This is a genomic window from Dactylosporangium sp. CA-152071 (assembly GCF_050936335.1).
Classification (GTDB): domain Bacteria; phylum Actinomycetota; class Actinomycetes; order Mycobacteriales; family Micromonosporaceae; genus Dactylosporangium; species Dactylosporangium maewongense.
The window spans coordinates 5,190,368-5,209,844 of sequence record NZ_JBNJMZ010000001.1; the positions used below are offsets into that span (position 1 = coordinate 5,190,368).

16 protein-coding genes are annotated in these 19,477 nt (G+C 72.0%); 4 read left to right on the top strand and 12 right to left on the bottom strand.

The genetic code is table 11. From position 1 onward, the window contains the following. Window positions 1–78: 78 nt before the first annotated feature. From ACQEVZ_RS23220 to ACQEVZ_RS23240, 5 genes are read right to left on the bottom strand one after another with little or no spacing between them, the layout of a single operon-like run. The gene (locus tag ACQEVZ_RS23220; RefSeq protein ID WP_344511394.1) at window positions 79–813 is read right to left on the bottom strand and encodes a protein DA1; all 735 of its coding nucleotides are present in this window, start codon (window positions 811–813) and stop codon (window positions 79–81) included. Continuing rightward, window positions 798–1,793, bottom strand: a complete 996-nt coding sequence (locus tag ACQEVZ_RS23225; RefSeq protein WP_344511392.1) for a protein kinase — start codon at window positions 1,791–1,793, stop codon at window positions 798–800. The genes ACQEVZ_RS23220 and ACQEVZ_RS23225 overlap by 16 nt, the downstream gene beginning before the upstream one ends. Before the next feature lie 4 nt (window positions 1,794–1,797). Beyond that, window positions 1,798–3,534, bottom strand: coding sequence for a protein phosphatase 2C domain-containing protein (locus tag ACQEVZ_RS23230; RefSeq protein ID WP_433369808.1), 1,737 nt, complete (start codon window positions 3,532–3,534; stop codon window positions 1,798–1,800). Next, entirely contained in the window at window positions 3,531–4,241 is a 711-nt protein-coding gene (locus tag ACQEVZ_RS23235; protein WP_344511388.1) for a vWA domain-containing protein, read from the bottom strand. Before ACQEVZ_RS23235 ends, ACQEVZ_RS23230 begins: the two co-directional genes overlap by 4 nt. A gap of 25 nt (window positions 4,242–4,266) precedes the next feature. Next, complete coding sequence (locus tag ACQEVZ_RS23240) at window positions 4,267–6,801, bottom strand: hypothetical protein (RefSeq protein WP_433369812.1); 2,535 nt, start codon at window positions 6,799–6,801, stop codon at window positions 4,267–4,269. A gap of 118 nt (window positions 6,802–6,919) precedes the next feature. Between ACQEVZ_RS23240 and ACQEVZ_RS23245 the strand changes: the two genes are divergently transcribed. From ACQEVZ_RS23245 to ACQEVZ_RS23260, 4 genes are read left to right on the top strand one after another with little or no spacing between them, the layout of a single operon-like run. Next, the gene (locus tag ACQEVZ_RS23245) at window positions 6,920–8,440 is read left to right on the top strand and encodes a hypothetical protein (RefSeq protein WP_433369814.1); all 1,521 of its coding nucleotides are present in this window, start codon (window positions 6,920–6,922) and stop codon (window positions 8,438–8,440) included. Then, the gene (locus ACQEVZ_RS23250) at window positions 8,437–10,695 is read left to right on the top strand and encodes a hypothetical protein (protein ID WP_433369817.1); all 2,259 of its coding nucleotides are present in this window, start codon (window positions 8,437–8,439) and stop codon (window positions 10,693–10,695) included. The genes ACQEVZ_RS23245 and ACQEVZ_RS23250 overlap by 4 nt, the downstream gene beginning before the upstream one ends. After that, entirely contained in the window at window positions 10,692–10,982 is a 291-nt protein-coding gene (locus tag ACQEVZ_RS23255; RefSeq protein ID WP_344511380.1) for a hypothetical protein, read from the top strand. The genes ACQEVZ_RS23250 and ACQEVZ_RS23255 overlap by 4 nt, the downstream gene beginning before the upstream one ends. Beyond that, window positions 10,979–12,250 (top strand): CHAT domain-containing protein, encoded by a 1,272-nt coding sequence (locus tag ACQEVZ_RS23260; protein WP_433369820.1) that lies wholly within the window; start codon window positions 10,979–10,981, stop codon window positions 12,248–12,250. The genes ACQEVZ_RS23255 and ACQEVZ_RS23260 overlap by 4 nt, the downstream gene beginning before the upstream one ends. A 9-nt stretch (window positions 12,251–12,259) precedes the next feature. Here ACQEVZ_RS23260 and ACQEVZ_RS23265 read toward each other — a convergent pair whose 3' ends face one another. The 7 genes from ACQEVZ_RS23265 to ACQEVZ_RS23295 form a co-directional block, all read right to left on the bottom strand. Next, window positions 12,260–13,708 (bottom strand): hypothetical protein, encoded by a 1,449-nt coding sequence (locus ACQEVZ_RS23265; protein ID WP_433369823.1) that lies wholly within the window; start codon window positions 13,706–13,708, stop codon window positions 12,260–12,262. Between the two features lie 23 nt (window positions 13,709–13,731). After that, entirely contained in the window at window positions 13,732–14,445 is a 714-nt protein-coding gene (locus tag ACQEVZ_RS23270) for an SDR family NAD(P)-dependent oxidoreductase (RefSeq protein WP_433369825.1), read from the bottom strand. A 16-nt stretch (window positions 14,446–14,461) separates the two neighbouring features. Continuing rightward, window positions 14,462–15,619, bottom strand: a complete 1,158-nt coding sequence (locus tag ACQEVZ_RS23275) for a mandelate racemase/muconate lactonizing enzyme family protein (protein ID WP_354901143.1) — start codon at window positions 15,617–15,619, stop codon at window positions 14,462–14,464. After that, a complete protein-coding gene (locus ACQEVZ_RS23280; protein ID WP_433369829.1) occupies window positions 15,616–16,899 on the bottom strand; it encodes an ABC transporter substrate-binding protein in 1,284 nt (427 codons plus the stop codon). The genes ACQEVZ_RS23275 and ACQEVZ_RS23280 overlap by 4 nt, the downstream gene beginning before the upstream one ends. 61 nt (window positions 16,900–16,960) lie before the next feature. After that, entirely contained in the window at window positions 16,961–17,770 is an 810-nt protein-coding gene (locus ACQEVZ_RS23285) for a carbohydrate ABC transporter permease (RefSeq protein ID WP_433369832.1), read from the bottom strand. Next, complete coding sequence (locus ACQEVZ_RS23290; protein ID WP_433369835.1) at window positions 17,767–18,633, bottom strand: carbohydrate ABC transporter permease; 867 nt, start codon at window positions 18,631–18,633, stop codon at window positions 17,767–17,769. The genes ACQEVZ_RS23285 and ACQEVZ_RS23290 overlap by 4 nt, the downstream gene beginning before the upstream one ends. Then, window positions 18,630–19,352: a GntR family transcriptional regulator gene (locus tag ACQEVZ_RS23295; protein ID WP_344514189.1), complete on the bottom strand. Its 723-nt coding sequence runs from the start codon at window positions 19,350–19,352 to the stop codon at window positions 18,630–18,632. The genes ACQEVZ_RS23290 and ACQEVZ_RS23295 overlap by 4 nt, the downstream gene beginning before the upstream one ends. Window positions 19,353–19,477 lie beyond the last annotated feature (125 nt).

Sequence of the window (19,477 nt, forward strand, 5' to 3'; positions counted from 1 at the left end):
GGCGACCGGCCGAAGCTCGCTGTCCGTGTGCCCGGATCCGCTGGGTCGGGGATGGGACACACGCGTGGTCATGGCCGTTCACCGCAAGCCTCCTGTCGTCAGCAACCGGTCGAGGACGGTGGCGACGCCGTGCCGCCGCACCGCCTGGTGCACCGTGCGGAACCCGCCGCCGTAGACCGGGTCGGGGTTGGTGCTGAGCCGGCGGCGCAGCTCCAGCGCCATCGGGGTGCCGTGCCGCCGCAGCCACGCGTAGGCGAAGAGCTCGCACAGGCCCTCCTCGATCACGTCGTCGACCGGTGCCCGGCCGCGCAGCGCGAGCCAGGCGTGGCCGATCTCGTGGGCGACCGCCCGGCCGAAGTAGGTCGGCGGCAGGCCCGCGACGATGCTGATCCCGGTCACCCGTGTCCCCTCCGCTCCGCCGGTCGTCTGTTCCGTGAGCCCGAGCAGGACCCCCGTCGTCACCAGCCCGGCGGTCGCCGCGGCCTCCTCCGGGCTGACGATGCGCACCCGCACGCGGTCCGGCAGCTCCAGCCCGATGTCGGTCATCTGCCGGCGTACCGACGGCAGGTGCAGCCGGGCGTCCTGCTGGGTCTCCACCGCGTCGGCGAGGCACGTCGGGCAGCGCATCATCCCGGCGGCGAAGGGCCGCCAGCCCGGCGGCGCCGGGTCGGCGTGGGTCCGGGCGCAGAACATGCACTCGGCCAGGACCGGGTGGGCGGCGCAGGTGACCTCGCCGTGCAGCGACTGCCGGTATGCCAGCACCGGCCGGCTCCCGCAGACGGTGCACGCCGGCGCCACTACAGCGGCGTCCATCTGCCGGTCACCCTGTCCCGGATCCATCCTGTCGTCGCGGTGGTCTTCGCCGCCGGTACGACGGCCGCCGGGCGGGGCTGGGGCACCGTCCTGGCCGGGTCGGCCGCCGGCGGCGGCTTGCCGGTGAGCCGGTAGCGGAAGTAGTAGCCCCAGTCCTCGATGGGCGGCCGGCTGCCGGGCACCTCGCTGAGGGTGGCCCGCAGCAGCTGCCGGCCGTCGTCGTCGAGCGCCGCGTCGGCGCGCGCCGGGTCGCGGGTCGTGGACTGCTGGTCGCCGCTGCTGAAGACGCGCAGGACGAACAGGCCGAACTTGTAGCAGTCGGACTGGGTGGTCAGCCACCCCTCCGGCGCGTCCCAGTCCGGCGCGTCGAGCTGCGCGACCTCCGCCATGGTGCCCTTCTTCCGGACGCCGTCGCAGTCGACGAGCATCACCGACGGGTGCCCACTGAGCCGGAACAGCTCGTTGCGGGCGTTGAGGTCGCCGAAGACCAGGTCCATGGCGTGCAGCCAGTGCAGCGCGGCGGCCAGGTCGCGGCAGATCGTCAGGCGCTGCTGCGCCGTGACGACCGGCATCCCGACCAGCGCCGCCCGCTGCGGCGGCACCAGCAGGTTCTGCACCTCCCGCGTCGACGTCTTCTTGGTGCCCGTGCCGGGCAGGGTGCGCAGCTGCATGAACGACGGGTCGATCAGCGGCATGATCACCCCGCTGACCTGACTGCCGTCCTCGACGACCCGCAGCGGCCAGGCGGTGAAGCTGTCCAGCTTGGCGCGGCCCGCCGGCTCCAGCCCGTTGCGGAACTTGACCAGCTGCCGCGGCCCCTGCCGGGCCTTGGACTCCGGCTTGTACTCCTTGTAGACCAGCGGGCCGGGCGCGTCGGGGAGCCGCAGGTGCGGTGCCTCGTACACCCTGGCCTGCCCACCCGTGCCGAGCAGCCGGCCGAGCGCGCCGAGCTGGCCCACGGTGACGACTTCGTCGGCCACCGCGTCACACGGCCCAGATCGCGACGGCGGTGCGATCGTCGTCGTGGGTCTTGCGGGCGAAGTCGACCTGCGCGGCGAACTGCAGCGGCGCCGGCGGCTCCCGCCACGCCTCGGCCAGGAACCTGCCGACGGTGCGGGTGCCGTCCTCCAGCGGGTCGCCGAGCCCGTCGCTCATGAGCACCACGACGTCGCCCTTCCGCACGGTGGTCGTGACACACCCGCCGGCGGGTGGCCGGCTGAGCGGCAGCGCCTTCGTCACGGAGGTGGCCGCGCCCTCCCCGCTGTTCTTGGTCTCGAACATCGGCTGCCAGTGCCTGCCGTCGCGCAGCACCCACGCCGAGGAGTCCCCCACGGCGTAGAAGTACGCGTCGACCTCCGGCTCCACCGGGCGCAGGTCGATCACCCCGAACAGGGCGGTGGCGGCCAGGTGCCGGGCGATCTCGCCGGCGTCCAGCTCCCCGCCGTCCGGCGCCGGCTCGACCAGCTTGTTGCCGAGCCGGACGATCTCGTCGCTGAGCTGCGTCACGATCTCCGGCCAGTCGATCTCGGCCGGGGGCTTGCGGGTCAGCGCGAGCGAGACGAGCTCGGCGCCGAGCCGCGTGACGACGGACGCCGCCTTGTGCGACAGCTTGCTGTTGGACACCCCGTCGGAGACGACGGCCACGAGGTGGCGGCGGTCGTCGGTGCAGCGGAACGCGTAGTCGTCCTGCCGGACGGTGCCGTTGTACCGGTGGCTGAGGCCGCGCACGCTGGCCGCGCGCAGCTGCAGGACCCGGCGGTCGGTGACGTCGTGGAGGTACACGCCGTCCAGGACGGTGTCGCGCCGGTCCCACTCGGCCGGGTCGGGCCGCGGCTTCACCCTCAGCGCGGCGGCACCCGGCTCCCCGACGGTGTATGGCGTGAACCCACCGGCCCAGGCAGGTTCCGGCCCCCGGCCCGGCGGCTGAGCCTGGGGTTGTACCTCGGCTCGCGGTTCGGACCGGGACTGGGACTGGGGCTGGGACTGGGGCTGGGACTGGGGCTGGGACTGGGGCTGGGACTGCGGCTGGGACTGCGGCTGGGACTGCGGCTGGATCGGGGCCAGGGCCTTGGTCAGGACAGGAGTGTGCGCCTTCACCGGGGCCTGCGCCCGGGCGGGCCCGTGCGCCAACACCTGGGGTGCCTGTGCCGCGGTTTCCCGCTTCGTCGGTGACGGGCGGCGCGGGGCCGAGCGGCCCAGCGCGGCGTGCCCCTGGACGATGCGCCGGGCCGCGGCGACCGGATCCACCGGTGCGCCGTCCCAGTCGTGGCCCTGGTGGTACACCAGCCGGACGACGGCGAGCGGGTGCGCCGCGGTCAGCCCTTGCAGCGCCGTCTCCCACTCGTCGTCCCCGGCCTGCGGCCCGTCGGCGAGCACCAGCAGCAGCGGCGGCTGCGAGGCGAGACCGTCGGCCTGGAAGGTGGCCAGGTCCTCCTTCATCCACCCGGCGACCTTCTGGAAGGCGGCACCGTAGGCCCGCTCCCCCTCGACGGGGAGCGGGAGCGAGCCGCTCGCGTGCGCCGGCTCGGCCCGCAGCAGGACGCGCCGCACGGTGCGGCCGAAGCCGACGGCGGTGAGCCGGACCCGCGACCCGAGGTCCGGCTCCTTCAGCACGCCGATGAACCCTTGGACGAACGCGTCGACCGAGGCCTGCTTCGACGGGTTCGCCGGCTCGCCGGCCAGGTCCACGAGCAGGTACAGCGGCAGCAGCTCGGGGCTCATACGAAGTCGTCCGGGTCGTACTGCTTGATGCCGGCCGGCAGGCTCGACTTCGGCGGCAGGATCGTGCCGGTGCCGCCGCCGGCGAGGCTCAACCCGGACTGGATCATGCTGGAGATCAGGATCTCGGCCATGCCGGTGATCGCCTTCGCCGGGTCGTGGCCGGTCTCCATCATGTACAGCGCCATCTTCTTCGCGCCGGCCGACGGGTGGATGAGCGAGCTCATCACCTTGATGTCGGCCTGGTCGACGCCGCACGGGATGAAGTTCGGGTAGATCCGCGCGGACGTGAGGTCGGCGAACGCCCGCTCCCACACCTGCTTCTGGTCGGTGGGCTCGCCGTCGCTGATGAACCAGACCGCCGGCCGGTGCACGACGTACTGGTCGGCCTTCAGCTGCGCGACGTTGGCGTCGATCTCCCGCTGCAGGGTCTGGAACGCGGCGGCGTAGCTGGTGCCGCCGCGCACCGACAGCGCCGGCAGCGTGAGGTCGGGGTCGAGCAGGTCGCACAGCGGCAGCCGGACCTGCGCGTCGTCGGAGAAGTCGATGAGCCCGAAGCGCACCTTGTCCGACAGGATCGGGTTCTCCGACAGCGCGTCGACGATCGCCGGCATGATCTTGTTGGCCTCGTCGAGCTTGCTGCCCTGCATCGACAGCGACACGTCGACGACGAGGTAGAACGGCAGGAGCTTGGCTCCGGAGTGGTCCATGGTGTTCCTCTCGGTCGGGTTGGGATCAGGGGGCGCCGCGGTCGGCGGACAGGCCGCTCACCGCGGTCGCCAGATCGGTCACGGCCCGCGCCTGGTCCTGCAGCCGCTCCAGCTCGGCGGCCACCCTGGCGTTGCCGCCGTCGAAGCGCTGCGGCCAGATGGACGACATGTCCTGCCGGCAGAGGTTCTCGTAGTCGCGTTCGCTGCGGTTGGTGCGGATGACGGTGTCGAAGAACCGGTCGGCGGCGGCGGCGAGGATCCGGGTCATCAGCCGCACCTCGTCCAGCAGCGCGGTCTCCAGCTCGACGACGCAGTGCTCGACGACGGCGGTCAGCTCGTCGTACAGGCCGTCGACGCCGACCGCGGCCGTCTGCTGGAACGCGGCCCGCTGCGGCACGGCAGGGTCCGGATGCCCGAACTGCCCGACGACGCGGGACACGCGCTTGCGCGACCCGTCCGGCATCACCACCCACTGGCTGCTGCCGCCGCCGGTCGGCGCGGCCTGCCGCGCCGGAGCCGCCTGGGCCGGAGCGGCCTGGGGTGGCACGGCCTGGGGCGGCGCGGCCGCGGGGCGTGGCACGGACCGCGGCGGCGGGGGCCACTGCGAGGACGGCGCCGGCGCGGACGGTGGCGCGGACGGCGGCACGACGGTGTCCCAGTGCACCTCGCGGACGATCGGCTGGGTGACCCGCAGCACGACGCTGCCGTAGTCCTTCTTCAGCTCGCACATCCGGTGCAGGGCGCCGGCGAGGATCCTTGCCTGCCGGTCGCCGGCGGTGGCCCGCAGGTCGTGCAGGGCGTTCGGCCCGGCCGGCACCAGCTCCGGCGTCAACCGGCCGCGCAGCACCTCCGCCACGTCGTCCCACAGCTGCTGGACCGACGCGGCCAGCGACAGGTCGATCCCGCTGAAGATCTCCCCGATCCTGGTCCGCGCCCGGTAGTACTCGTCCTGCTTGGTCTCCAGCGGCCCGTGGACGAACTGACCGTGGATCTTGGTGGTCCAGGTGGCCCGGTCGCCGTGCCCGAGCCCGCCGCGCGTCCAGGCCCGCGCCTCGCCGACCGCCTCGGCGATCGCCTCCGTCAGGGTCCGGCCGGCGTCGCCAGCGGCCAGCGCCGCGTCGTACCGGTCGACGAGCCGCGACAGGTCGTCGGCGAGGTCGTTGCGCAGCTCCTCGGCCAGGGTCCGGAACTCGTCCTCCCGGTTCGGCAGCAGCTGCGCCAGGTCCTGGCCGCTGCGCCGCACCTCGGCGGCGAACGCGGCGACCGCGGCGGCGGCCCCGGACGCGACCGACACCGCCGCCCGGACCACCGCGCGGTCCATCTCCGCCAGCTTCCCCGCCAGGTGCCGCAGCAGCGGCTGGAGCAGCTCCTCGACGACCTCGTCGCGGACGGCGACGTCCGCGGTCAGCACCCGGATGTCGCGCTCCAGCGAGGCGTCCCGGACGCTCTTGACGGTGTTGTCGAAGTACTCGCCCTCCGGGTCGTTGGCCCGGTCGCGGTTGACGACGACCACGTAGTAGTCCTCGAGCGGCACGCCGCCGCGCGCGGAGTCGGCGAGGTTGCGGGTGTAGGAGTCCTCGGCCAGGTAGCTGGCGCCCTTGCGGTCGCCGCGCTTGACCATCACCAGCAGGTCGATCTCGTTCTTCACCTGTTGCAGGAACTGCCGGTCGATGTCCAGCCCGGCCTCGCCCGAGCCGGGCAGGTCGATCAGGCCCAGCCGCGTCGCCGTACCGTCGAGGAAGGACTGCTCGATCCGCACGCTGCGGACCGCGTGATAGGGCTGGACCTCCACCGGGTCGCCGGTCTCCTTGCGCGGATAGGCGATGTACGGCCGGAGCCGCTCGAACGGCACCCTGACCGTGCGGTCCGGCCCGAGCAGCAGCGCCTCGTAGCTGGCCAGCGACCGGTGCGCGGCGTGCAGCTTGCGCAGGTAGTCGTCGGCCTTCGCGCCGGCGGCCTCGGCGCTGCCGGCGGCCGGGTAGCGGTAGTCGCGGAAGCCGTCGACGTCCTGCGGCACCGGCCCGAGACCGGCCTGGTCGTGCAGCGGGGCGAGGTACCCGTCCCGGAACGACGCCCAGGTGTGCAGCATCAGCGTCGCCGACGGCGTGCCCTCGGTGTGGTAGATGCTGCTGGCCGCCGCCGTCGTCGGGTTGAACCGGGTCGACGGCACCACCGTGTCCGGCAGGTTCGTGATCGTGCGCAGCAGCGTGCTCTTGCCGACCTTCGTCGCGCCGATCACGCCGATGTTGACGGTCTCCCGCCGCACCCGGGCGGCCACCGCGTCGATCTGCCGGCCCGCGTCCGCGATCCGCCCGCCCTTGCCGGCGAGCGCGCGCCCCTGCTGGAGCAGCCCGCCGACCTCGGCGATGATCCGCGCCCGCTCCGCGACGTCCTGCTCCCGCCGGACCGCCTGGTCGGCCGTCTCCAGCAGCCCGACGAGGCGGTCGAGCCCGCCGGTCATCGCCGCCCAGCCGGCGCTGAGCCGGTCGACGAACGCCCACTGGCCGCGCCGCCCGTTCAGCGCCTCATTGATCCGAAGGTGGATGTCGGTCTCGGCCACGCCCCAGCTCCTTCACTCGTCGCTCAAGGCTCACTTGACGGACAGCGCGCCGGTGGCCGCTGTCCGTCAGAAGCCGCGTGCGAGTGAACGCCCGACATCCCGATGGAGGCTGAGTGACGTGTCCATGCTTGGACAGCGGCGCGCGCGTGGCGACGACACGGTGTACGTCCGAGCGACGCCGCAGAAGGTCGAGCTGACCGAGACCTACGCCGTCGACCAGGAGATCTCACGCAACCCCACGATCGAACAGGTCGGCGACGGCGCCGGCCGGATCGAGGCCACCGTCCCGTACGACGGGTACGAGTTCTTCACCCGGCAGGCCGTCGCCGACGTGGAGCGGGCGCTCGGCGCGCGCGGCGCCCCGGGCGAGCGCCGGGCCACCATCGGGCACCTGCTGCTCGCCGACCACACGAACACGTCGGGCCTGCGCAACGTCATGCGGCCGCACGGCCAGGCCGGCCTCGTCCCGCTGAGCATCCCGGTGGCGGACCGCGACGGGACGCTCGACCTGAGCGGCGGCCGGCAGGCGAGCGTCGTCACGCTCGACTACCAGCCGGAGAACCCGCCGGTGTACCCGGTGGCGCTGACGGTCGAGCTGGACGACCTGGACACCCTGACCGGCACGTTCGACACCATGCAGACGCTGATGACCCGCGGGCGGGAGAACCCGTCACTGGTCATCGAGCGGCTCCAGCAGGAGGCCAGCTTCTCCAGCGCGCTGCTGCTGACGTTCCGGGTCAAGATCGCGATCCCGGTCAAGGCCGGCTACCCCGCGCTGCGGCCCTCGGTCACCGACATGTCGGTGGAGTGGCCGACGCTCACCTCGATGCGCAGCACCGAGCTGTACATCGAGAACTTCGGCGGGAAGCCCGACCAGCGGATCCGCCGGGCGCCCGTGCGGTACAACCCGGTGAAGGGCCGGCTGGAGTGGAAGGCCGTCCCGATGCGTGAGGTGAAGGAGGGCGGGCCGGGCAACGGCGCCGGCACCCGGGTCTTCCTCAGCGCGAACTGCCTGCTGAAGATCGGGCACCCCGGCGAGCTGTTCGACCAGGACCAGCTCGAGGTGACCGCCCGGGTGCGGGTGCCGGACTACCTGCTGTCCGGGATGGAGGCCCGCCTCTACGACGCGACCGGGCACCCGCAGCGCACGCAGCCGAAGCTGGCCACGAAGCTGAACGTCCGCACCATGGTCTACCCGGCCGACATCTTCGCCGGGCGGGCGTTCTCGCCTTACCACCAGTTCGTCGTCGACGACATCCTCCCCGACGAGAAGCGGATCACCGACGTCGTCACGGTGCTGCGCAACTCGAGGTTCACGGTCGACGAGCCGCGGCCGAAGGATCCGCAGGACCCGCTCGCCCCGACGTGGCTGGTGGTGGCGCACCGCAGCCAGGGGCCGGACAGCCTGGACCTCCTGGTCGCCGTCGAGGGCGAACGCACCACCCAGGGTCACAAGCAGCTCCTGCGCTCGGACTACGAGGTCAGCGGGATCAGGGACAGCGGCCGGCTCAAGGTGTCCGTCATGGCGACGCTGCCACGGGACCACCGGGAGCTCACCCGCGAGATCAACGCATTCCAGAGCAAGCTGCGCGAGCGCTACCACTCTCACCAACTGTCCAGGAAGTCGGCGGGATCATGACTGAAGAACTGGTGGACCGCGCGCCACGGGTGCGCTGTTACGAGTGCGGGTCCGACCGCGTCTTCGCGGTGTGCCACCACTGCCAGCGGCCGATGTGCGACCACCACAGCCCGCTCGCCTACCGGCAGGGCGGCACGCTGGTCCGGATGCCCGGCGGGTCGGCCGAGGAGGCGCGCCCGGCCAGCAAGGAGCTCGCCGGCCTGCACCTGGGCGGCCTGCGGGAGGCCGTCTACCACTGCAAGGACCACGTGCACATGGTCCGCGGCAGCCTGATGCCCTGGGTGTACGCCGGCGCAGGCGCCGCCGTGCTCGGGCTGCTCCTGCTGTGCGTCGCCGCGAAGTTCGGCCTGTTCCTGATCCTGACCGGCGGGCTGGTCGGCGGCGGCGCCTGGCTGCTCGGCCGGGCCATGGCCACGCGGATCGTGCGCCCGCCGCTGCCGCTCGTCCCGCAGGTGAACACCGTCGAGCTGCTCGAGCGGCTCGCCGGGTACGTCCGGCTCGAGGACGGCGAGTACACGAGCACCGTCGAGTCCCTCACCGGGCAGCTGACGGCCGAGATGTCGGCCAACGAGGGCCACGCCGCGCTCCGCGCCTACCGCAGGAAGTTCGGGGTACCGGCCGCCGAGCCGGTGCCGTTCTCCGGCGGGTACCTGATGCTGCAGGGCGACGTCGGCCTGGCGTTCCGGGCCGGGCAGGCGCCGGTGCTCAGCGGCGGCACCGGCGTCTCGATCGGCGGCGAGTCCGCCGACGAGCACGAGCTGTTCCCCGCCGACCCGCAGCTGCCGCAGCGCGAGAGCACCCTCGCGATCGACTACGAGGTGCAGGACCGCCGCAGCCCGCGCGAGATTCCACTGTGGATCGTGCCGTCGCTGGTGCCGGCGTCGGACCGGCGGGCGCTGGAGATCGACCTGCACTGGAACCGGCTCGGCCCCGAGCGGGAGCAGCGGCTCAGCCTCGCCGTGTTCGACCTCATCGAGCTGGAGGTGCCGGCCAGCTGGGGCACCGTGGAGAGCTCCGCACCCGGCCAGGTGGCGATCGGGCGGTCCGGCGGGCGGCGGACGATCCGCTGGAAGCAGCTGCCGCCGCCGCAGCCCGGGGCGCGCAGCCTCACCCTGCAGCTGCGGTTCGAGCGGCCCATCACGGAGGTGCCGGAGTCGACGGACCCGGACGACGACGGCAGCCGCAGCCGGCTCACGCTCTCCGGGAAGGTGGAGGCCACCTTCGAGGGGCTGCTGTCCGGGGTGACCGGCGTCGGCGTCTACCTGCCCGGCGGCGGGCCCGGCCACTCGCCACGGCCGAAGACGCAGACGAAGGTGGCGGTGACCTTCGACGCCAGCCTCCGCTCGATCCGCTACCAGGACGACCGGGTCGTGCCGGACGAGAACCACGAGAGCGACCTCGCGCAGGGCCGGCACCGGGCGGACGAGTTCCACGGGGTGCTGCCCGACTCGCGGACCGTCGCGGAGCTGACCAACGCGATCAGCTCCGACGGCTACTACGTGAAGAGCGTCGTGGAGCACCCACCGTTCCGCGACGACGTCCGGATGGGTGTGGTGAACCGGGTCTGGGACATCGCCGGGCGGATGTACGTCGGGCTCTTCCCGATGGACTTCGACATCAACCTGCGCGGCGACGAGATGGCCGTGCAGGACGGGTTCACCGGCAACACGGTCGTGCAGGTGACGGTCAAGGGCGCGTACGCCAAGGGGACCCTGGTCGACAGCCGGGAGTCCTCCGACACGACCGGCGCCGTCATGGACCTCGCGGACGCGACGGTCGAGACGGACCTGCAGGGCGACGAGCTGCTCCGGCGGATCGAGGACACCTGGGTCAGCCTGCACACCAGGGTCACGGACCTGCTGGCCGCCCGGGCCGAGCGGACCGTCCGGCGGCACGCACTGCCCGGGGCGGCGGAGAAGATCCACCACGGCGAGCTGGTCGACACCGTCCCGGAGCACGTCGTGCGGGCCGACCCGATGCCCGCCGTGTCCGCGACGGCCGTGCCCATGCAGACCGGGTCCATGCCCACCGTGCCCGTGTCGGCGGCGCCTGTGCCGGTCGCGCCTGTGCCGGTCGCGCCTGTGCCGGTCGCGTCGAACGGCGGGCCGGCGCCGGGAGACCGGCGCGCCGAGCTCGTCCGGCAGCGGGAGGCCGCGGACGACGCGGTGATCAACGGCCGGATCAACGAGGACACGCACGGCCGGATCGTCGCCCGGATCGAATCGGAGCTCAGCAGGCTGGAGGCGTCACGATGAACATCAAGTGCGGGGTCAACGGCGAGGGGCGCGACGTTCACCAGATCTTCGTGTGCCACCACTGCGGCATGCCGGTGTGCGAGGAGCACGGCTGGGTCGTCGCGGCCGACGACGCGTTCGCCGAGTTCACCCACGTGCTGTCGGTGCTGCCGGACGTGCCGCCACCGGCGACGGGGCTGACGGTGCCGCGGCCCGCCATGCACTGCCGCGACTGCGTGGACAGGTTCCACAAGGGCACGGTGAAGCGGCACGGCTGGGCCGACCCCCGACCGGTCGTCCGGCCATGATCGAGGTCTCCGTCACGCCCGGCGACGTCGTCGCCGGGCGTGCGACGCCGCTGTCGATCCGCTTCGCGAACACCGGCCGCGGCTCGTGCTTCAACGTCGTGTTCAAGCTGCGGCTGCCGACCGGGGTCGTGCTGATGAGCGGATCCGGCCAGGTCGAGATCCCGGCGATCCGGGCCGGCCAGACCCACACGCACACGGTCACCGTCGCCGCCCGGCGGGCCGGCGCGTTCGAGCTGACCAGCACCAACTTCTCCTACCGCGACGAGAACGACAGCCCGGTGCGGGTCAACGACTTCCGCGCCGGCCTGACCGCGACGGCCGCGCCGGCGCCGGAGCGCCGCAAGCAGCCCTCCGGCCGCCTCCGCGTCGAGTGCGAGGACCGCGAGCTCGACCTCGGCGCGTGGGACGAGCTGTCGGTCAGGGTCACCAACACCACCGGCGTCCCGCTCGACGACGTCATCGTCGACGTCGTCGGCCCCTTCTCCGGCGACGGCAAGCGGTCCCGGATCGCCGTCCTGGCCGACGGCGCGACCGCGAGGTGCACCTTCGCGGTGAACGCGGCCCAGGGCGGGCGGCACGTGCCGGTCACCGTCAGCACCACGTACGGCTACCGGGACCTGGGCGGGGACCTCCGCACGGCCCGGCAGGAGGACCATGCGACCGTCGTCGTGCGGGCGGTCGAGCCGCGGCAGGAGTCCCCGTCGGTGCAGACCGTCCTGTACCTGGCGGCCAGCCCGCGCAACCTGCCGCAGCTGCGGTCGGACCTGGAGATGCGCAAGGTCAAGGAGCGGCTCCAGCTGAGCCGGCACCGGGACCAGTACCGCATCGAGCCCTTCCTCGCCGCCCGCTTCGACGACATCAGCCAGGCCCTCGTCGACTACGAGCCGCAGATCGTGCACTTCTCCGGCCACGGCGACAGCGACGGCAACCTGTGCGTCGAGGACGAGACCGGCAACAGCACCAAGGTCACCCCGGAGGGGCTCGCCGGGCTGTTCGGCCAGCACAGCTCGACGATCCGCTGCGTCGTGCTCAACGCCTGCTACTCGCAGCGGCTCGCCGAGGCGCTGACGGCGCGGATCGACCACGTCGTCGGCATGCGCTACCGCATCGGCGACGAGGCGGCGATCGAGTTCAGCGTCGGCTTCTACCTCGGGCTGTTCGCCGGCTGGGCGGTGCCGGACGCGTTCGCCCGCGGCCGGACGCACCTGCTCGCCCGGCCGGCGCTGTTCCGCGAGCACGACTCGCCGCTGCTGTTCCCGCCCGCATGACCAGCGGTCTCAGACCTTCTCGATCCAGAACTGGATGGACTTCGGCGGCAGGGTCAGCGCCAGGACCGGGCCGGTCTTGTCGCCGAGGCCGCTGTTGTACTGCGACGGCGTGTACTGCTGCCCGTGGAAGGCTCGCGTCGAGCCGGTGTCCACGGTGTACGAGACGGATGCGGTGCCCCGGTTGGTGAAGGCGAAGACCAGCTTGCCCTGCGGCGTCTTCCAGGCCATGATCCGCTGGTCCTGGCGCACGGTGCCCTCGTCGACGTGGTGGCGCACGGAGTTCCACGGCAGGTACTGCACGAAGCCGGCGACGGCGTGCCAGTTCTGGCGGTTGTAGTCCCAGTGCCCCTTGGCGATGTTCGCGTACTTCGTGAAGTCGTTGTCGTCGTACGGGCGCCAGAAGCCGAGCGAGTAGCCGGCGGCCTCCGTGTTGTACGTGGGCTTGAGCGCGTGCAGCCAGAACCAGGTCGGCGAGTTCTGGAACGTCATCCAGTTCATGATGGACTGCGCGGTGTTGATCATCCGCCAGTCGCTGGTGCCGCCGGACAGGTACTCGAACTCGTTGTTGTAGACCACCTTCCCGGCCGCGTTGCCGGTGAACGCGCCGGCGGTCAGCTGCTCGTTGCTGTCGGCGCCGATCCGGTGCCAGCTCCAGCCGTCCACATAGGACAGCGCGGTGGCGTCGGCGCGGATGAGCGCGCCGCCGCGGCCGTTCTGCCCGGCGTTGGAGTCGGCGTGGATGTGGATGTCGGGCCGGCTCGCCCGGATCTTCCCGGCCGCGACCTTGAACGCGGCGTAGTACTGCTCGTTGGAGTAGCCGCACGCGGAATACGCGAGGTTGGTCAGGTGCGGCTCGTTCTGCAGCCCCCACATCTTCACCGGGATCCCGTTGGCCTCCAGGTACTCGATGTCGCGCACGAGCGCGTCGCCGAACTGGTCCAGCGCCGCCGGCGTGGTCGAGGCGAGCGTGCCGCCGATGTAGCTGTTCGTGGACTTCCAGGCGGGCGCCGGCGACCAGTACTCGGCCGCCACACCCTCGATCCCGGACTGCTGGATCAGCTCGCGGATCTCGGCCATCTGCTCGGGCCACCGGCCGACGATGTTCTTCCGGTCGGCGGTCAGGCCGCGCAGGTACAGGCCGAGGGCGAGCCGGCAGTAGCGGAACCCCCGGTCGGGGCGGACCTTCAGCATGTCCCGGTAGAGCCGGGTGCGCTCCTCGGTGACCAGGTCGTGCGGCACCGACGTGGTGGCCTCGGGCAGCCCGTTGTTGCCGGAGCCGATCGAGTCGAACTGCAGCTCGACGCCGAGCCCCCAGATCGTCTGGCGGGGCTGGTCGTGGCGGATGACGTAGTCGGCGGCGGCCGCGGACGCGGGTGCGGTGCGGGCGGCGGTGCCGAGGACGGCCCCGGCGCCGGCCGATGCGGCCAGGCCGAGGGTGGAGCGGCGGGTGAGTGCCATGGCGGTGGAACTCCTCTCGGATCTCACAGTGGTGGAAGACCTAAGGCGGCGCGCGGGGCGGTCCGCAGCAGGCTGGCCGCCTGCACGGCCGACGCGCCGCCGTCGAGCACGATCTCGGTCGCCGTCAGCAGGGCCGCGGCGGGAGAGACCACAAAGGACACCGCGGCGGCGACGTCCTCGGGGGTGCCGAGCCGGCCGAGGTGCGCCTCGCGCTGGCGGGCCTCGTCCTCGGGACCACCCAGTCGTGCGGTGGTCGCCGGTGTACGGATCCAGCCCGGTGAGACGGTCACGGCCCGGATGCCGTGCGTGGCGTAGTCCACGGCGAGCTGGCGGGTGAACGCCACCAGTCCGGCCTTCGCGGCGGCGTACGCCGGCAGACCAGGAGCGACGGTTTGCCCGAGCACGGATCCGATGGTGACGATCACGCCCTCGCCGGCGGCCGTCATGCCGGGCAGCACCTGGCGGGCGCACAGGAACGCGGAGGTGAGGTTGGCGTCGATGATCCGGTGCCAGTCGGCCGGGTCGGTGCGGTGGACGGGCGCACCCTCGGTGAGCCCCGCACACGTGACGAGCACGCCGACGGTCCCGATCGCGGCGAAGACCCGCTCGACCGCGCCGGGGTCGGTGAGGTCCGCCTCCTGCCGGTCGATGCCCACGACGTCGTGGCCGTCCGCCTGCAACCGGGCGGCCACGGCCGACCCGATGCCGCCCGCCGCCCCCGTCACGACCGTTCTCATGCTCTGAACACCCCTCTCATGCTCTGAACACCTCGTATCTGGCGATGAGCGACTCGTCGAGCGTGACGCCGAGGCCGGGCCCCTCCGGCACCGCCAGCGCACCGTCCACAAGGGACGGTTTGGTGACCGGGAGGTCGTCGCGCAGCGGGTTCGGCAGCCGGTTGTACTCGTAGATCGGCACGTTGGGGGTCGCGGCGGCGAACTGCAGCGCCGCGGCGAGCCCGACCGCCGAGCCGACCCCGTGCGGGGAGACGGTGACGTGGAAGGCGTCGCACAGCGCCGCGATCCGCCGCGCCTCGGTGATCCCGCCGGCCCGCGCCAGGTTGGGCATGACCACGTCGACGGCGCGGGCGAGCAGGAAGTCGCGGTACCCGTAGCGGCTGAACTCGCTCTCACCGGTCACGACCGGGATCCGGACGGCGGCGCGCACCTCGGCGAGCCCGGCGACGTCGTCCGTGGCCAGGGGTTCTTCCAGCCACCGCACGCCGAGGCCGTCGAGCGCCTGGCCGAGCCGGATCGCGGTCTTCACGTCGTAGGCGCAGTTGAGGTCGACGTGCAGCGCGGCCCGGCCGGCGAGGGCGTCGACGACCGCCGACGCGTGGGCGAGGTCGGTGGCCTCGCCGCGCCCGAGCTTGAGCTTCATCGCGCGGAAGCCCTGGTCGAGGAACGCGTGGGCGCGCTCGGCCGACTCGGCCACGTCCGGCAGGAACGGGATCGGGCTGGCGTAGACCGGGACCGTGTCGCGGACCGGCCCGCCGAGCAGCCGGTGGACCGGCAGCCCGGCGGCCTTGCCGCGCAGGTCCCACAGCGCCAGGTCGACGCCGCTGATCGCCTCCAGGTAGAACCCGCCGGTCCGGCCGGCGCCGGACTGCGCGCCGAACATCAGCTCCCACAGCGCCTCCGACGCGCCCGCGTCGCGCCCGACCAGCATCGGGGCGAGCAGCGTGCCGACGATCGTCGCGGTCACCCGCGGCTCGGGCAGGCCGTAACACTCGCCGATCCCCTCGATGCCGTCGACCGTCCGGATCCGCACGAGGGTGGTGTACTGGCCGAGCCGCGGCAGGACCCGGTGGCTCGACGCGGGGGTCGTGAGCCAGTCCGGGACGGTGTCGTAGAGGTCGGCGAACGGCGCGGCGAGCGCGATGGCCTCGACGGAGGCGATGGTGAGACTCATTTGATGAGGGCGTTCATCCGGTCACGGGCAGCCATGAGCGCGTCCTTCGGGGTCTTCTTGCCGATGAGGATGGCCTGGACCTCTTCGGCCAGGACCTTCTCCATCTGGGAGAACTGCGGGTAGATCCAGAACGGGCCGGCGCTGGAGTTGACGCCGATCTGGCTGGTGAAGTCGGTGGCGAACTTGTCGTTCTTCACCTCGGTGGCGGCCTGCCCCGCGGTCGTGGTCGGCGGCAGGCCCGCCTTGGTGAACCACGGGATCGAGTAGCCGGTGTCGGTGGTGATGGTCTTCGCGAAGGCCGCGGCCGCGGCCGCGCCGGCGCCGTTGACCACCACGATGATCTGCCCCCAGGCGAGGTGGCGGGGCTTGTCGCCGGCGTTCTTCACCGGGCGGGCGACGGGGACCATCTTCGTGCCGAGGTCCTTGTCGGGCGAGGATTTCGTGACGGCGGCGCGGCCGCCGATGGCGTCCTCGTAGAAGGCGGTCTTGCCCTGGGACATCAGCGCGCGGGCGTCGACGCGGTTGACGTCGGGGGCGATGAGCTTCTGGTCGTAGAGCTTCTTGTACCAGGTGAGCGCCTCGATCGACGGGTCGTCGCCGATGACGATCCTGTCGTTCTCGACGATCGGCGACCCGAACTCCCACAGCCACGGGATGATGTCCTTGAGCTGGTCGACCTTCGTCATCCCGGCCCATGGCACGACCCCGCCGCCGAGGCCCTTGACGGCGGTGAGCGCCGCCTCGAACTCGGCGATCGTCTTCGGGGCGCTCGTGACGCCGGCCTTCGTCAGCAGCTCGGTGTTGCTGATGAGGCCGATGCCGGCGGTGGTCCACGGCAGGCCGTACTGCACGCCCTTGGACTGGCCGAGCGCGAGCGGGGCGGCCGCGTAGTCCTGGCCGGCGGCGACGCTCTTGAGGTCCAGGAGCTTGCCGGTGGCGGCGAGGGTGGCGAGCCAGGCGACGTCGAGCTGGACGGCGCCGGTCAGCTGCCCGCCCTGCACCTGCAGCAGGACCTGGTTGAGGTAGTCGTTGTACGGGTACGACGGCGTGCTGATCTTCGTCCCGGCGTTCGCGGCGGCGTACCTGTCGATCGCCGCCTGCAGGGGCTCCTTCGTCACGGCCTCGTTGTAGGCCCAGCTGGTCAGCGGGAACTCTTTGACGCCGTCGTCCTTGAGGCCCTCGGTGCCGGCGGGCTTCGGGGTGCTGGTCGATGGGGCGCAGGCGGCGAGGACGGTGCCGAACGCGCCGAGCTTGAGTATGTTGCGGCGGCTGAGTGACATGGGTGTGCTCCTGGGCTGGGGCGGGGTGTTCAGCGGGAGGGGTTGTTCAGCGGCGGGGTGTTCAGCCCTTCACGGCGCCGGCGGTGAGGCCGGCGACCAGATAGCGCTGGAGGATGGTGAAGCCGATGACGACGGGGAGGGACACGACCAGGGACGCGGCCATGAGGTCGGGCCAGGCGGTCTCGAACTCGCCGAGGTAGGTGTTGACCAGGCCGGGTGGGAGGGTCTGTTTGTCGGGTCCGGCGAGGGTGAGGGCGAAGATGAAGTCGTTCCAGCCGCGGATGAACGCGAACAGGCCGGTGGCGACGAGTCCGGGCAGGGAGACGGGCAGCAGGATGCGGTGGATGATGGCGCCCTGTCCGGCGCCGTCCATCTTGGCGGCCTCGATGAGCTCGTCGGGGATGGTGTCGAAGAACCCTTTGAGCATCCACACGCACAGCGGGAGGGTGAAGGTGGTGAAGGACAGGATGAGCGCGAGGTAGGAGTTGATCAGCCCGACCTGGCTGAACACGAGGTACAGGGTGATGAGCAGCAGCGCCTGGGGGAACATCTGCGAGGCCAGGACGAGGTACATGAGGGAGCGGCGGCCGCGGTAGCGGAACTTGGCGAAGGAGTAGCCGGTGTAGGCCGCGACGATGACCGTGAGCACGGCGGTCACGGTGGACACGATGAGGCTGTTGGTGAGGTACCGCAGCAGCTTCGCGTTGTCGAGGATCGCGGTGAAGTGCTCGAACGTGAGGTGCTCCGGGAAGAGCCGCGGCGGGAACCGGAACACCTCGTGCGTCGGGGTCAGCGCCGTGACGAGCACCCAGTAGACCGGCCCGAAGGCGAAGATGCCGACGAGCGCGACGGTCGCCGCTGCCTTTCTCACGCCCGCTCACCCCGCTCGGAGAACCGGACGTAGACGATCGTCAGGCCGAGGATGAGCACCAGCCACAGGGCGCCGAGCGCGCTCGCCTGGCCGAGGTCGAAGGCCTTGAACGCGGTGTCGTAGACCGCGACCGCGAACGTCGTCGTGGAGCCGGCCGGGCCGCCGTGCGTCAGCACGTAGATCATGTCGAAGTGCTGCAGGTTCCAGATGACCTCGAGCAGCACGACGATGCCGAGGACCCCGCGCAGGTGTGGCAGCGTCACGTGCCAGAACCGGTTGACGCTCCCGGCGCCGTCGAGCGCGGCGGCCTCGTACAGCGCCTCGGGCACGGTCTGCAGCCCGGCGAGCAGCATCACCATGATCCACGGGAAGCTCGCCCAGGTCTTCGCCACGATGACGGCGGCCATCGCGGTGCCGGGGCTGCCGAGCCAGACGATCGGCTCGTCGATCAGGTGCATGCTCGTGAGGAGCCCGTTGAGCAGGCCGTAGTTGGCGTTGAAGATCCAGAGCCAGACGAACGACACGACGACGCCGGGGATCACCCACGGCAGCAGGAACAGCCCGCGCAGCGCCGCCCGGCCTTTGAGTCGCGTGTTGAGCGCCAGGGCGAGGGCCATGCCGATGACGACCGGCGCCACGGTCGCGCCGGCGGTGAAGACGAGCGTGTTGCGCAGCGTCGGCCAGAACTGCCGGTCGAGCACGTCGGCGAAGTTGGCCAGGCCGGCGAACGAGCGCCCCGGCAGCACCAGGCTCTGGTCGAACAGGCTCGTGGTCAGCGAACCGACCAGCGGGTACAGCACCACGGCGCTCAGCAACGCCAGCGCGGGAAGGGTCAGCAGGAACCCGAACGTCCGGTCCTTCATGTCATCACGCTCGGGTGGTCGTCATCCAGGTCGATCAGCTCCGGGTCGAGCTGGGCGGCGAGCTCCACGCCCAGCTGCCACTCGACGTGGTCGCGCGCGGCCCGCTCGGCACCGTCGGGGTCCCGCCGCCGCAGCGCGCCGAGGATCGCCTCGTGCTCGGTGATGACCTGCCCCCAGGCCGGCTCGACGCGGACGCCGACGCGGTAGTGCTGCACCCGCAGCAGGGCCAGGTCGGTCAGCTCGCGGAGCGTCGCGTAGCGGGTGGCGGTCGCGATGCCGGTGTGGAACTGCCGGTTGAGCCCCGACATCGGGGTGAGCTTGCCGCGCTGGTGCTGGAACTGCATCTGCGCGTGCAGCTCCTCCAACTCCTCCAGCTCGGCGTCGGTGATGACCGCGGCGGCGACCCGGGCGCTGAGCCCTTCGAGCGCGCCACGGGCCAGGTAGACGCCGCGCATCTCGCGCAGCGACAGGGGCGCCACGTGCGCACCGGCGTGCGGGTTGGGCTGCACCACGAGCCCCTGGCCGGTGAGCCGCTGGATCGCCTCCCGCAGCGGGATCTTGCTGATGCCGAACTGCCGCGACAGCGCGTCGATGTTGACCCGCTCGCCGGGGCGCAGCTCACCGCTGAGGATCGCGTCGCGCAGCCGCTCGTACACGAGGTCCGCCTTGGTCTGGAACCCACCGAGCGGCCTGTCGAACGCGTCTGCCATGTCAGGCATCTCCCCTGCTCAGCGTCGACCGTATACGATCGACCATCTACTGCTGAGGAGTGTTGCACGCCACCCGAGCGCCTTTCAAGAGGCTTCAGGGCATAGAAAAGCCACCCACGGCGGTGGGGGGCTTT